General features: G+C 63.9%; 13 protein-coding genes and 1 pseudogene. 8 read left to right on the forward strand and 6 right to left on the reverse strand.

All coding sequences use genetic code 11. The annotated features are described in order from the left end of the window. The 6 genes from Q0330_RS16495 to Q0330_RS16520 all read left to right on the forward strand — a co-directional run bounded on the left by Q0330_RS16495 (position 1) and on the right by Q0330_RS16520 (position 5,187). Positions 1–678, forward strand: coding sequence for a hypothetical protein (locus Q0330_RS16495; protein WP_299481984.1), 678 nt, complete (start codon positions 1–3; stop codon positions 676–678). Beyond that, positions 678–1,535, forward strand: a complete 858-nt coding sequence (locus Q0330_RS16500) for a hypothetical protein (protein WP_299481987.1) — start codon at positions 678–680, stop codon at positions 1,533–1,535. The genes Q0330_RS16495 and Q0330_RS16500 overlap by 1 nt, the downstream gene beginning before the upstream one ends. A gap of 116 nt (positions 1,536–1,651) precedes the next feature. Then, a complete protein-coding gene (fabA, locus tag Q0330_RS16505; RefSeq protein ID WP_299481990.1) occupies positions 1,652–2,161 on the forward strand; it encodes a bifunctional 3-hydroxydecanoyl-ACP dehydratase/trans-2-decenoyl-ACP isomerase in 510 nt (169 codons plus the stop codon). Positions 2,162–2,309: 148 nt separating this feature from the next. Further along, positions 2,310–3,539 carry a beta-ketoacyl-ACP synthase I gene (gene fabB, locus Q0330_RS16510; protein ID WP_299481993.1) on the forward strand — a complete coding sequence of 410 codons (1,230 nt, stop codon included), beginning with the start codon at positions 2,310–2,312 and terminating at the stop codon, positions 3,537–3,539. 7 nt (positions 3,540–3,546) lie between these two features. Further along, positions 3,547–4,335, forward strand: a complete 789-nt coding sequence (locus tag Q0330_RS16515) for an enoyl-ACP reductase (RefSeq protein WP_299481996.1) — start codon at positions 3,547–3,549, stop codon at positions 4,333–4,335. An 18-nt stretch (positions 4,336–4,353) separates the two neighbouring features. Continuing rightward, positions 4,354–5,187, forward strand: coding sequence for an alpha/beta hydrolase (locus Q0330_RS16520; protein WP_299481999.1), 834 nt, complete (start codon positions 4,354–4,356; stop codon positions 5,185–5,187). Between the two features lie 111 nt (positions 5,188–5,298). Here Q0330_RS16520 and Q0330_RS16525 read toward each other — a convergent pair whose 3' ends face one another. Then, positions 5,299–5,640 (reverse strand): zinc ribbon domain-containing protein YjdM, encoded by a 342-nt coding sequence (locus Q0330_RS16525; protein ID WP_299482191.1) that lies wholly within the window; start codon positions 5,638–5,640, stop codon positions 5,299–5,301. Between the two features lie 346 nt (positions 5,641–5,986). On the opposite strand from Q0330_RS16525, the gene Q0330_RS16530 reads away from it, so the two are divergent. Continuing rightward, positions 5,987–6,739: a sulfotransferase domain-containing protein gene (locus Q0330_RS16530; protein WP_299482002.1), complete on the forward strand. Its 753-nt coding sequence runs from the start codon at positions 5,987–5,989 to the stop codon at positions 6,737–6,739. A 48-nt stretch (positions 6,740–6,787) separates the two neighbouring features. On the opposite strand, the gene Q0330_RS16535 is transcribed toward Q0330_RS16530, so the two are convergent. Together Q0330_RS16535 and Q0330_RS16540 are read right to left on the reverse strand one after the other, a co-directional pair. Then, a complete protein-coding gene (locus Q0330_RS16535; protein WP_299482006.1) occupies positions 6,788–7,720 on the reverse strand; it encodes a glycosyltransferase family 2 protein in 933 nt (310 codons plus the stop codon). Next, positions 7,720–8,622: a glycosyltransferase gene (locus tag Q0330_RS16540; RefSeq protein WP_299482009.1), complete on the reverse strand. Its 903-nt coding sequence runs from the start codon at positions 8,620–8,622 to the stop codon at positions 7,720–7,722. Before Q0330_RS16540 ends, Q0330_RS16535 begins: the two co-directional genes overlap by 1 nt. A 113-nt stretch (positions 8,623–8,735) precedes the next feature. Here Q0330_RS16540 and Q0330_RS16545 point away from each other — a divergent pair. Continuing rightward, a pseudogene (locus tag Q0330_RS16545) lies at positions 8,736–8,861 on the forward strand (IS3 family transposase); the annotation flags it as partial. Positions 8,862–9,106: 245 nt separating this feature from the next. Here Q0330_RS16545 and Q0330_RS16550 read toward each other — a convergent pair. The 3 genes from Q0330_RS16550 to Q0330_RS16560 are packed head-to-tail and all read right to left on the reverse strand — an operon-like array spanning position 9,107 to position 12,015. Beyond that, positions 9,107–9,925 carry a copper uptake system-associated protein gene (locus tag Q0330_RS16550; RefSeq protein WP_299482012.1) on the reverse strand — a complete coding sequence of 273 codons (819 nt, stop codon included), beginning with the start codon at positions 9,923–9,925 and terminating at the stop codon, positions 9,107–9,109. Then, positions 9,922–11,484, reverse strand: coding sequence for a CopD family protein (locus Q0330_RS16555; protein WP_299482015.1), 1,563 nt, complete (start codon positions 11,482–11,484; stop codon positions 9,922–9,924). Before Q0330_RS16555 ends, Q0330_RS16550 begins: the two co-directional genes overlap by 4 nt. A 12-nt stretch (positions 11,485–11,496) precedes the next feature. Further along, complete coding sequence (locus Q0330_RS16560; RefSeq protein ID WP_299482018.1) at positions 11,497–12,015, reverse strand: DUF1775 domain-containing protein; 519 nt, start codon at positions 12,013–12,015, stop codon at positions 11,497–11,499. Positions 12,016–12,084 lie beyond the last annotated feature (69 nt).

Here is a 12,084-nt window from a genome sequence, read left to right on the forward strand (position 1 = left end):
ATGAACAGGACCGTCGCCATCATCGCAGCCATGCTTCTGCTCGCCAGCGCGGGCTGGTGGGGCTGGGCACGGCCGGACCTGCTGCCTGCTGGCGTGGATGGGGAGGAAGCCGCTGCAACCGCACCGGCGACAGCGGAAGCGCCCCAGCCCGAAACGCCCCCCGCTGGCGAGAACGCTGAACCCCCGGAAGCCCCCGCCCCGAACCCGGACACCCCTGCCCTAACACCCGCCCCGCGCGACGCCGAACTGCCGCCCGAGACCGGCAGCGCATTGGCGCGAGAGACCGAGGCCGTGGCCGAAGCCGCAATTGCCGCCGCCGATGCCCGCGCCCGGGCCGAGGCGACCGCGCGGGCCGAACGTCTGGCGCTGGAAGCGGCGCAGACCGAATTGCGCGCGGCATTGCAGCCCTTCCTGAACCCCGCCGGCTTTTCGGCGGCGGCGATCCGCGACGCCATCGCAGCGCTGCCAGCATCGGACGGCCCCTTGGTCATGCAGATGCGCGGACGGCTGACAGGTCAGATCTCGGCCATTCTTGAGACGGCGGAATTGGCAAGCCTGCCCGGACCTGCCGCCGATCCCGCCGAAGATGCTGCGGATGATGCCGGATCCGAAGTTGACTCCCCGTTACCGCCCTTCGACCCTGAACCTTATATCGACCTGATAGAGCGACTTCTGTAATGGTTCCGACGCTTTCCACATATCTGCAAGGCAATCGCTCCGAACTCGCCGCAGGCCCGATCGCCGTCATCCTGTGCGAGGACCAGACCGAAATCGCCTCGACGCTGGAACATGCCGAGCGGGTGGGGTTCAAGCTGATCCTTGCGCTCTCGCCCGAGCCGCTGGCGCTTGCCGACCGGCCCCGCTTGCGCAACCTGATCTTCGACACGCGCCGCGCCGATGCCCATGTCGGCGCGGTAAACGCGGTCAATGACGCCGCCATGTCGGGGACCTGGCTTTATTACGGTTATAACGCCGAATACCTGTTCTTCCCCTTCTCGGAAACGCGCCGTGTCGGCGAGATGCTGGCCTTCCATACCGAGGAACGTCGCGCCTCGATGCTCAGCTATGTCATCGACCTTTATGCACCCGATCTGCAGCGCAACCCCAATGCGGTCAGCCTGACTGACGCCATGTTCGACGCCTCGGGCTATTACTCTCTCGGGCGCCGCAATGCGCAGGGCGAATATCCGGAGCGACAGCTGGATTTCCACGGCGGGCTGCGCTGGCGCTTCGAGGAACATATCCCCGAGGATCGCCGCCGCATCGACCGCATCGCGCTGTTCCGCAGCCGCCCCGGCCTGCGCCTGCTGCCCGATCACCGCTTCAGCGACGAAGAATACAACACCTATTCCTGCCCCTGGCATCACAACCTGACCTGCGCCGTGGCCTCGTTCCGGGTCGCCAAGGCCCTGGCCAGCAATCCCGGATCGCGCGACGAGATCACCGATTTCCGCTGGCGCAACTCTCGCCGCTTCGACTGGAGCGCGCAGCAGCTGATGGATCTGGGCCTGATGGAGCCGGGCCAATGGTTCTGATCCGGGACGAGTGAACCGGCCTGTCTGCTGCATTGCTTGCGCGCCAAGCCGCGCCAATGGTAGACGTCGCGTCAAAGAGCGAATGATCGCCCACGAACAGGAAGGTTTTACCAGGCATGGCAATGCAACAGACCCAATTCGACAAGAACGACCTGCTGGCCTGCGCGCGCGGCGAATTGTTCGGCCCCGGCAATGCGCAACTGCCCGAGCCGCCCATGCTGATGATGGACCGCATCACCGGGATTTCCGAAGATGGCGGGCTGCATGGCAAGGGCCATGTCGTCGCCGAATTCGATATCAACCCGGACCTTTGGTTCTTTTCCTGCCATTTCCCCGGAAACCCGATCATGCCGGGCTGCCTCGGCCTCGACGGGCTGTGGCAACTTACCGGCTTCAACCTCGGCTGGCGCGGCTGGCAGGGGCGCGGCTATGCGCTTGGCGTGGGCGAGGTCAAGCTGACCGGCATGGTCCGCCCCGACCGCAAGATGCTGACCTACAAGGTCGATTTCACCAAGGCCGTGCAGACCCGGCGGCTGACCATGGGCGTGGCCGATGGCATCGTCGAGGCCGATGGCGAGGTGATCTATCAGGTCAAGGACATGAAGGTCGCGCTGTCGGAAAGCTGAGCGCCTTCGGTCATCGCCGCTATGGGAACTGCCCACCGAAGAACCTGAGAGCGGCAACACTCTGCGGGGTTGTGTGGTAACAATCGCCTGATTAGTTTCAACCTATCATGGGGGCAGCCCCCTTGAACGAACGGGAAGAGGAGCGTGCATGCGCCGCGTCGTCATCACCGGGCTGGGGATCGTCTCGCCCATCGGCAACAATGCCGAGGAAGTCACCGAAAGCCTGAAGGCGGGCCGATCCGGCATCGTTTTCGCGCCGGAATATGCCGAGCACGGCTTTCGCAGCCAGGTCCACGGCATGCCCCAGATCGTGCTGGAAGACCATATCGACAAGCGCAACCTGCGCTTCATGGGTCCGGGTGCGGCCTATAACTTCATCGCCATGGAGCAGGCGATCGCAGATGCCGGGCTGGAAGAAGGCGATGTCTCCAATCCGCGCACCGGCCTGGTCATGGGCTCGGGCGGGCCGTCGACCTCGAACTTCTTCGACGCCCACCAGATCGTGATCGAAAAAGGCGCGCCCAAGCGGATGGGGCCGTTCATGGTCACCCGCTGCATGTCCTCGACCAATTCGGCCTGTCTGGCGACGCCCTTCAAGATCAAGGGCGTGAACTATTCGATCACCTCGGCCTGTTCGACTTCGGCGCATTGCATCGGCAATGGCGTCGAGCAGATCCAGATGGGCAAGCAGGATATCGTCTTCGCCGGCGGCGGCGAGGAACTCGATTGGACGCTCAGCTGCCTGTTCGACGCCATGGGGGCGATGTCGTCGAAATATAACGACACCCCGCAAAGCGCCTCGCGCCCCTATGACGCAACGCGGGACGGCTTCGTCATCGCCGGCGGCGGTGGTGTGGTCGTGCTGGAGGAACTGGGTCATGCGCTGGCGCGCGGCGCGAAGATCTATGCCGAAGTCACCGGCTATGGCGCGACCTCGGACGGCTACGACATGGTGGCACCGTCCGGCGAGGGCGGCGAGCGGTCGATGCGCGTGGCACTGGCGACCCTGCCCGAGGGGCGCAAGGTCAGCTATATCAACTCGCACGGGACCTCGACCCCGGTCGGCGATATCGGCGAGATCAAGGCGATCCGCCGCGTCTTCGGCGAGGGCAACACGCCTCCGGTCGCCTCGACCAAGTCGCTGACCGGGCACAGCCTTGGCGCGACCGGCGTGCATGAGGCGATCTATTCGCTGCTTATGATGCAGAACGGATTTATCGCCGCATCGGCGAATGTCGCAGAACTTGACCCCGAGTTGAAACCCGAGGAAATCGCCACGAGCCGCAGGGATAATGTCGATTTCGACACGGTCCTGTCGAACAGCTTCGGCTTCGGCGGCACCAATGCGACGCTGGTGATGTCGAAATACCAGGAGTGATTTGAGAATGGGCGATCTTCTGAAGGGCAAACGCGGTCTGGTCATGGGGGTCGCCAATGAACGATCCATCGCCTGGGGGATTGCCCGGGCGCTGGCGGGCGAAGGGGCGGAACTGGCCTTTACCTATCAGGGCGACATGTTCGCCGAACGGGTGCGACCGCTGGCGGAGTCGGTCGGCTCGGACCTGCTGATCGATGTCGACGTGACCGACGATGCCAGTCTGGACCATGCCTTCGCCCAGATCGCTGATCGCTGGGGCAAGCTGGACTTCCTCGTCCATGCCATCGCCTTCTCCAACAAGGACGAGTTGGCCGGCAGGTTCATGGATACCAGCCGCGCCAATTTCAAGCATTCGCTGGAAATCTCGTGCTATTCGCTGATCGAGGTTGCACGCCGCGCCCATCCGCTGATGTCGGCGGGCAGTTCGATCATCACGCTGACCTATGGCGGCTCGAACCGGGTGACGCCGTTCTACAACGTCATGGGCGTGGCCAAGGCAGCGCTGGAGGCGTCGGTGCGTTACCTTGCCAACGACCTCGGCCCCGACGGGATCCGCGTCAATGCGATCAGCCCCGGCCCGATGAAGACCCTGGCCGGTGCGGCCATCGGCGGGGCGCGCAAGACCTTCCGCCACACCGCCGCCAATTCGCCGCTGCGCGCCAATGCGACGCTGGAGGCGATCGGCGGCACCGCCGTCTGGCTGACCAGCGACTGGGCCAATGCCACCACGGGCGAGATCATCATGGTCGACGGCGGCTATCACGTTCTGGGCATGCCGCAGAGCGAGAACCTGTAACCCGCGAAAGGGCCGGACATGACGCAGTTCTTCACCGCCGATGATGGCGCCAAGCTGGCCTATTCGGACGAGGGCGAGGGGCTGCCGGTCCTTTGCCTGGCCGGACTGACCCGCAATATGGCCGATTTCGACCATGTCGCACCGCATCTGTCCGGCGTCAGGATGATCCGCATGGATTATCGCGGCCGCGGCCAGTCGGATTACACCGGGGCGGCCACCTATACCGTCCCGCAGGAAGCCAAGGACGCACTGGCGCTTCTGGATCACCTGGGGGTGAAGAAGGCGGCCGTGCTGGGCACCTCGCGCGGCGGGCTGATCGGGCTGTTTCTGGCCGCCGTCGCCAAGGATCGTTTACTGGGCCTCTGCCTGAACGATGTCGGCCCGCATATCGAGCGCGAAGGGCTGGAACGGATCAAGGATTATGTCGGCCGCAATCCCAACGCCAAAACCCATGAGACAGTGGCCGAGCGCATGGCCGCACTGAGCCCCGGCTTTGCCAATGTTCCCGAGGGGCGCTGGCTGTCGGATGCACGGAAATTCTATGATGAGACGCCCGAGGGGCTGCGCATCAAATACGACCTTGCCCTGCGCGAGGCGTTTCTGGCCGCCTTCGAGGGCGAGGCACCCGATCTCTGGCCGCTCTGGGAGGCCACCGCCGGCCTGCCGGTCGCGGTGATCCGGGGGGCAAATTCCGATCTTCTGGGCCGCGAGGCCTATGCCGAGATGCAGCGCCGCCGCCCGGACGGGATCTATACCGAGGTCCCCGACCGGGCGCATGTGCCATGGCTGGACGAGGCGGAGAGTTTGACCGCTATCGGCGCGTGGATTGACGGGGTAACGAAAACCGGCTGAAATTGCCGTTCCGCCGCGCATTGCTGATCCAGAAAAACCGCCCTGTAGCGGCAGACCGGTTCGCGAAGAAATGGCCACCGTCAGCCATCCGCGCGGCCGTGGAGGCCGCTCTTACCCGGATACCTTCTTGACGAATTCGGACTTCAGCCCCATCTGGCCGATCCCCGGAATCCTGCAGTCGATATCGTGATCGCCGTCCACAAGTCGAATGCCGCGAACCTTGGTTCCCACCTTGACGACGGAAGAAGACCCTTTGACCTTCAGATCCTTGATCACTGTAACAGTGTCGCCGTCTTGAAGCACATTACCGACGCTGTCGCGCACCTCGGGCATTGCGTCCAATGGCTCCGCCAGCGTCCATTCGTGCCCGCACTCGGGACAGGTCAGCAGAGCATCTACCTGATAGGTATAGGTTGAAGCGCATTCAGGGCACGGGGGCAATGTATCGGTCATGACGCAGCTATAGCCTCTCGCCTGACCGCAGGCCACACCTGTCGACGAAGATATTTTGCCGACATTATCCTTATCACGGGTGGCGGATCGTGCGTCTCCGGACTGGTCGAACATGACCGCCGCCTCGACGATGCGCATTATGAGAGCTTGCGGCGACACCTAACTCGCCGGGTTGCTCGTCCGCAGTTCACACGTCGCCGCGTTTTATTGAAAAGCCGCAAGCGATATGCCAAGGGTGGCCCGCATGCCTAACCGCGAAAGACCTTACGGATATGCCTCAAGCTGACGACACGAACCCATTTCGAACCAATCTGATCGTCGGCACGCATCACAAGTCAGGCACGATGTGGATGCAAGCCTCGCTGAGGGCAATGGCCAAGATGGGAGGGTTGCCTATCTCCGCTACAGAAGATCGCTGAAACTGAACGACAGCCTTCCGCAACTGGCGGCCGAGCGGAAGGGCGTCCTGCTGCGTTTCGAAGAAAACTCGTATATCCGTCAGGAAGACCTCGACAAGGCAACCGTCGTTCATGTCGTCCGCGATCCCCGCGACATGCTGGTCTCGGCCACCCATTACCACCAGAAAGCCACGGAGAAATTCCTTCTCAGGCCATGGGCCGATCAAACCGGCACCTCCACCTACAAGGATCACATCAGCAGCCTGCCGAGTTTCGAGGAAAAGCTGATGTTCGAAATGGGTGCCTATACCGGAAAGGTATTTTCCGAGATGATGCGGTGGCCTTACGACGCCGAAGCCCATCACGAACTGCACTATGAAGACCTGATGGCCGATACCGAGATGACCATTTTCCGCGGCATTCTCGACGGTGCCGGCCTGACGCCGGACGAGGTCGAAACCTGCCTGCAGGCGCTGTGGAACAACAGCCTGTTCGGGGGGCTCGCGACCAAGGAATCGCAGGGCAAGGTCCGTTACGAAGGGACGAACCACATCCGCTCCGGGACTGCGCAGCAATGGGTATCGAGCTTTACGCCCACCATTGCCGAGGCGTTTCGCGAACGCTATCAGCCGCTCCTCGAACGCTATGGCTACGAGACCGACGATAGTTGGGTCGAAAAGGTGGCGAATCCGAAGCAATAGGCCTTGGCGGGGCGCGATCACCCGGGGTCCCATCCCGGTCAGGCCGGATCAGGCCCCGTTCGGCAGCAATTCCATCTTGCGGGCGATCATTGCCACGGCCTCGTCCTGCAACCGCGCAAGCTCCGGGTCGGCCAGGAAGCGGTCGACATTGGCCCGCAGGCGCGCATGCCAAAGCGGATCGACCTCCAGCGCGACCTCCTGCCGGTTGGCGCGGCGCCAGAACTGCGAGCCGATCTGGTATTTCCCCGGCTTCGGATTGATGCCGAAGCCCCGTAGCGCCTTGATGGCGAAGGCCTGACGCGAGCGCAGCGCGTAATGGCGCATCTCAGCCGCCTCCCAGGAGAGGTGGTCGGTGCTGCCACGGATATAACGGCTCTTGCGGGGATGAAACATGGCCGCATTGGGCAGTTCCTCGCCCAGGCTGTTGCGCACGACAACCCCCTCGCGCTGCGGCATCTTCGGCATGTGATCGCTGAAAAAGCCGAACAGGTCCGGGCGGAACATGGTCTTGGAAAAGGTTTCCGGCTTCGACATCGTGGCCGAACCGAGCGGACATTGCTCCACCACCAGCCCGCCCGGCCAGGCATCAAGCCCGGTGCCGGCGAAGCGCCAGTCGAAGGCAACCGCATCGCAGGCCGGCAAGCCGGCGACGAAACGACCGATATCGGGGTCGGGCATGTGCAGGTAAAGCAGTTCGTCCGCATCGCAATGCAACAACCAGTCGAGCCCATCGAGCTCACCCGAGGATTTCAGCATGGCCATGCCATGCTCCTGCGCGAAGCCCCCCTCGGGAACCTCGTTGCGCAGATGCGTGACCGGGGCGAGCGCGGCCAGCCGGTCGGCAATCAGGTCGGTGCCATCGTCGCAATCATTGGTCAGCACGATGGCCCGGTCGAAGCCGAGCGCCAGATAATGCGCGACCCATTCGACGAGGAAGGCCCCCTCGTTCTTCATACAGGCGGTAACGGCGAATTGCGGCATCAGGACGATTCAGCCATCTTGGATCGCAGCTCGGCTGCCCAAGGCGCATCCGCCGCGAAAAGGCCCGGGAACTGCTGACGCAGCGCCTCGTCCTGCTGCCAGTTCTCGAACTCGTCCCAGTTCCGGCCAAGCTGCACACGGGAATCGTTCACATCGTGGATGCAGCGGATGAACATCGGGGCGCTCTCGATCAGCTTGCCGCCCAGGCGCTGATGCGATTTCTTGTGCGCGATGGCAAGGATGTTCTTGCCCGAGCGCGTCCCGACCATGGACAGGCCGAGATTGATGAAAGGATAGCGATGGCCATAGACCGCGACCTCGCCCCCGGCATCGTCGCGCAGCGAAAGGCCATAACCGTTCGCAAAGGAGATGAGATAGGGCAGCGGATGCAGGTCCTCGGGCGGTTCTTCGTCCAGCAGGGTCAACTCGGTCCGCAAGGTGGCGATGAAGTTCGCGGCCAATCCGTCATCGTCGTCCAGAACCACCTGGATGACGGTCTGCTGCTCGAATTTCCGCTCCATGAAGAAGCGCAACGCCCGACGGGCGCGGCCGGGCTTGCCGGCAACCACCGAAAAGCGGCTTTCGTCGCCATAAGTTTCCCGGCAGACATCGCGCAGCGCCTCAAGCGCCCATTCGGGCATCTGGTCGCTGGTCAGAACGAAATGATGAAAGCCCTGATCGGTCTGCGCCTTCAGCGAGGGCAAGGTCACCGCGCGGAACAGTTCCAGCCGGCGTTTCAGCCGGCTTTCTTCGAACAAAAGCTCGGCGTCGCGCGAAGCTTCGCTTTTCCAGCCGGAATCGCCCAGGAAAGAAAACCGCGTGACGATCAGGATCGGTGCGGAATCGAACCGTTCCTGCGGAGTTGCGGTTGGCGTGTCGGCTGCGGGGTTGTGATCGGTCATACCCGCTTCACCCTGTCATTCATTGGTCTTGCGCCGGGCAATCTAACGTCTCGAAGCGGGATTGCACAGGGCCAGTTTCACCGCATGATGAACAGGCCAAGACGTCAAGCCGGGTGGCCGACATGATCGAGTTGACGCGGCAATACGGTCGCTAGGGCGGTCGCCGGACCGCCGTGCTGCTGCGAGATGCCGGCTGGCTGGTGAACGACACGCGGCTCAAACGGCTGCGGCGGCATGGCGACGGGTTTCTGAATGGCGAGTCCTTCTGCAGCCTGCGCGGGGCGCAGATCCTGACGTCCTGAGCTTTGTGTCTGTCCTGGCCCATTCTGCGCCAGTTCGCCATGAATCTCGGGATGCGTAGCACCCGGGTAATCTCGGCCAGCGTCGGAAAGGCGGTCGAGAGCATATCTTTGCAAAGGCCAACCTGCTGAAAGGGTGATCCATGCTGGAACTCCGGCAAGTTGGACGATGGATATGGGCCTGTTTATTGGCCGCTTGCCAGATAAACGGTGCCGTCAAAGCTGTTCAGCCGGGCGATCAGGTCGGGCGCGGTGTCGGCTTCGGCGGTGTTTACGGCATCGGCCAGGCGCTTCGCTGCCCCCGCACCCAGGCCCATCGAGATATAGCTGGCCGGCAGCACAAGGCTTTCGCCCGAGAAAAGCTGGACAGACCAGCCCGCACCGTCATTGCGCAGAAAGGCCCGACCGCCCTTGTCGCCCTGCGTCCAGCCGGCGACAGCGACATTGCCCTGAACGGTGATCGGCGCGACCGTGAGCGTCGCTTCAGGCCGCTCAAAGCTGGCCTTCATCGCCGATTCGATCTCGGTGGCATCGTCGCTGTTCTGCGACTGATCGGTCGGTGCTGCAGCGCCGTGCCCCTCTGCATCGGCGGGATCGACGGAAAACCCGATCTCGACTTTGCCTGCGTGTTCGAAGATCAGGGTTGCGGGGACCATGTCGCCTTCGGCCAGCGAACCGCTGAGGCCCTGAAGCAGCACATGCATGCCGCCCGGATGCAGTTCGACAGTGCTGCCTGCGGGAATGTCTATCGCGGCCAAGGGCGCGCCATCGGCCCCGGCGAAGATCGCCGTTTGTGTCATGGGCGCCTCGATCCCCGTCAGTCGGTCGGGATCGTCCCCGTGGTTCTCGATGCTCATGAAGCCCTTGGCCTCAGTCGCCCCTTCCGGCGGCACGGCAATCGAAGGGTGAACGACGGTCAGGTTCTCCGCCTCCATCTGGTGTGCCAGCGCCGCGGGCGCAGCAGCAAGCAGAAATGCGGCGATCATACGCGTCAGGGTTGTCATTTCGTCTCTCCGGTTGTGGTTGTTTGCCAATCGCCGGTCAGCGAAATCTGTTCGAAATCGCTGATCAGCAGGGTCAGGTGGATCGTCCAGGGCCCGGGCGTCGGCAGTGTCGAAGGCCCGGCGGACCATTCGCCGGGGCCGAGATGCTGCATCGGGACGGATAGCGGCCCGATGCCCCTTTGCTGGTCCGTCAGGGTCATGGTCAGTTCCTTCGGGTCCAGCGTCGCCATATCCCCGTCCATCGTCGTCACCTCGAAGGTGATCGGACCCGGGGGTGCGCCAGATGGCGTGAGCAGGGCCATCGCCCGGTCTCGATGCATGTGGATGATCTCGGCAGGCTCGGGCAGTGCAGCGGCGGGTGGGGGCGCGAACCGGAATCCCATCGCCAGTACGATCACCGCAAATCCCAGAACAGCCTCAAGGCTGATGCTGCGGGACAGTCCGGCACCCTCGCCGGCGGCCAGACGCGGCGTCGAGACAAACCGATGCCACAGCGCCAGCGCCAGCATGGCGGAAACCAGAGCCAGCTTGACCGCCAGCAGACGCATCCAATCAGAGCCGAAGAGCCCCGGAATGCCGGTGCGGATCCAGATCAGCCCTGTGCCCGACGCGATCAGGACCAGCACAATCGGCAGCGCGAATTGCGAAAAGCGGCGCAAGATGCGCAGCCGCGCGGTGCCAAGCATCATCTGACGGGCCAGTGGCAGCAGGCTGCCCGCCCAGAACAGCATTGCGCCGGCATGAAGGACGGTCAGAAACGGCGCCAGATGCCCCGGCGCGGATCGCGCATGGCCCGAGACAGCGAAGGACAGCGCCGCCAGCAGCCAGGCGACAGGCGCCGCCCATCTGCGCCCCGACATCGCCACAAAAGCAGCCAAGGCGGACAAGACAACCGTCGGCATGACGGGCGCCGCAAAACCGGCAGAGAGCGCAGCCCAGGACAACAGTTGCAGCGGCGACAGCCCCATGCGGTCGGCGCCCTCGGCCCCCATCAACAGAAGGCCGGCGGGCAGCACCAGCAATGCCGCCCCGATGGCAATGCGGCGCGAAACCGTATCGACCGGCGCGATCAGCCAGCCGAATACGGCGGTTCCGACCGACACCACCAGCGCCAGCACCATCACCGCCCGCAGGACCACCGGCGAGACCGCCGGACCACCTTGCGCAACCTGTGGCGCGCCGGTGATCTCACCCACCGAAAAGACCAGCCCCCCGGAGACCGGATGACCATCGGTGGAGGCGACGCGCCAACTGAGCGCATAGGTGCCAGTGGGACCGGCGGACGGCGTGGTGATGCGGAGGCCCTCACCATCGCCAACCGCTTCGGCGGGCAGGCTTGCGCCGTCCGGCGTCAACCAGTGAACGGTCAGGACGCCGACCGGCTCGGAAAAGCGCAGCACGACTTCGGGCGGCATGGCCTGAAGCAGCGCGTCGGCCTCCGGGGTCGAGCCCCGATATTCCGCATGCGCATGGGCCGCGACGATCCCGACGCAGAGCCACAACAGCGCAGCGCCAAGCAAGGCGCCGAACTGCCGAAGGATGTGACGGGGCCGGATCATCGCGCCGTCCCGTCAGTGCGCCGCCGCAGGGACGATCTTCACGCCGGGCGCCGGCCCCTCAAGCTCGTGGGGGTCCTGACCTTCGGCGGGAATCTCGATCCAGCGTTCGGCCCCGTTCGCGCATTCCTGCACGGTCGGGAAATAGACGGTCGAGCCAGCAGGGAAGGCTTCGGTTATCGTGGCGCGAAAGACGAACTCGTCATAGTATTCCTCCGGCAATTCCCCGGTCCAGACCAGTTCCTTGACGCCTTCGGTCAGCTTGGTCCCGAAATAGTCATATTCCTTCTCATAGGCGCCTTTCACCGTTTCCAGCGCCCAGCCGGCCTTGGGCATCGGCTTGACCGAAATCACCCCCTCGGGGATCTGGACGCGCAGCTTCTGGGTCGGTTCGCCGTCGCAGCCATGCCCGATCCGCATCACCGCCTTGTAGGTCGCGCCTTCGGGCGCCTCGGACTGTTCAAGCGTGGCATGGGCCAACGCGGCGGGGGCGCCAAGCATGAGGGTGGCCACGGTCGCAATGAGGCATTTCACGATGTTTGCCTTTCGGGTTTTGGGCACTCCTGGTGCCGGAAATCGTTGCCCGATGCCGCAGGCTCCACG

This window comes from uncultured Paracoccus sp. (genome assembly GCF_937873615.1).
In the GTDB taxonomy this organism is placed as follows: Bacteria; Pseudomonadota; Alphaproteobacteria; order Rhodobacterales; family Rhodobacteraceae; genus Paracoccus.

What these genes read in the sequence shown, in the direction of transcription:
- Q0330_RS16520 (WP_299481999.1), top strand. Translation starts at nt 4,354, where the DNA reads ATGACGCAGTTCTTCACCGCCGATGATGGCGCCAAGCTGGCCTATTCG.
- Q0330_RS16540 (WP_299482009.1), bottom strand. Translation starts at nt 8,622, where the DNA reads ATGACCGATCACAACCCCGCAGCCGACACGCCAACCGCAACTCCGCAG.
- fabA (WP_299481990.1), top strand. Translation starts at nt 1,652, where the DNA reads ATGGCAATGCAACAGACCCAATTCGACAAGAACGACCTGCTGGCCTGC.
- Q0330_RS16535 (WP_299482006.1), bottom strand. Translation starts at nt 7,720, where the DNA reads ATGCCGCAATTCGCCGTTACCGCCTGTATGAAGAACGAGGGGGCCTTC.
- Q0330_RS16515 (WP_299481996.1), top strand. Translation starts at nt 3,547, where the DNA reads ATGGGCGATCTTCTGAAGGGCAAACGCGGTCTGGTCATGGGGGTCGCC.
- fabB (WP_299481993.1), top strand. Translation starts at nt 2,310, where the DNA reads ATGCGCCGCGTCGTCATCACCGGGCTGGGGATCGTCTCGCCCATCGGC.
- Q0330_RS16555 (WP_299482015.1), bottom strand. Translation starts at nt 11,484, where the DNA reads ATGATCCGGCCCCGTCACATCCTTCGGCAGTTCGGCGCCTTGCTTGGC.
- Q0330_RS16495 (WP_299481984.1), top strand. Translation starts at nt 1, where the DNA reads ATGAACAGGACCGTCGCCATCATCGCAGCCATGCTTCTGCTCGCCAGC.
- Q0330_RS16500 (WP_299481987.1), top strand. Translation starts at nt 678, where the DNA reads ATGGTTCCGACGCTTTCCACATATCTGCAAGGCAATCGCTCCGAACTC.
- Q0330_RS16525 (WP_299482191.1), bottom strand. Translation starts at nt 5,640, where the DNA reads ATGACCGATACATTGCCCCCGTGCCCTGAATGCGCTTCAACCTATACC.
- Q0330_RS16550 (WP_299482012.1), bottom strand. Translation starts at nt 9,925, where the DNA reads ATGACAACCCTGACGCGTATGATCGCCGCATTTCTGCTTGCTGCTGCG.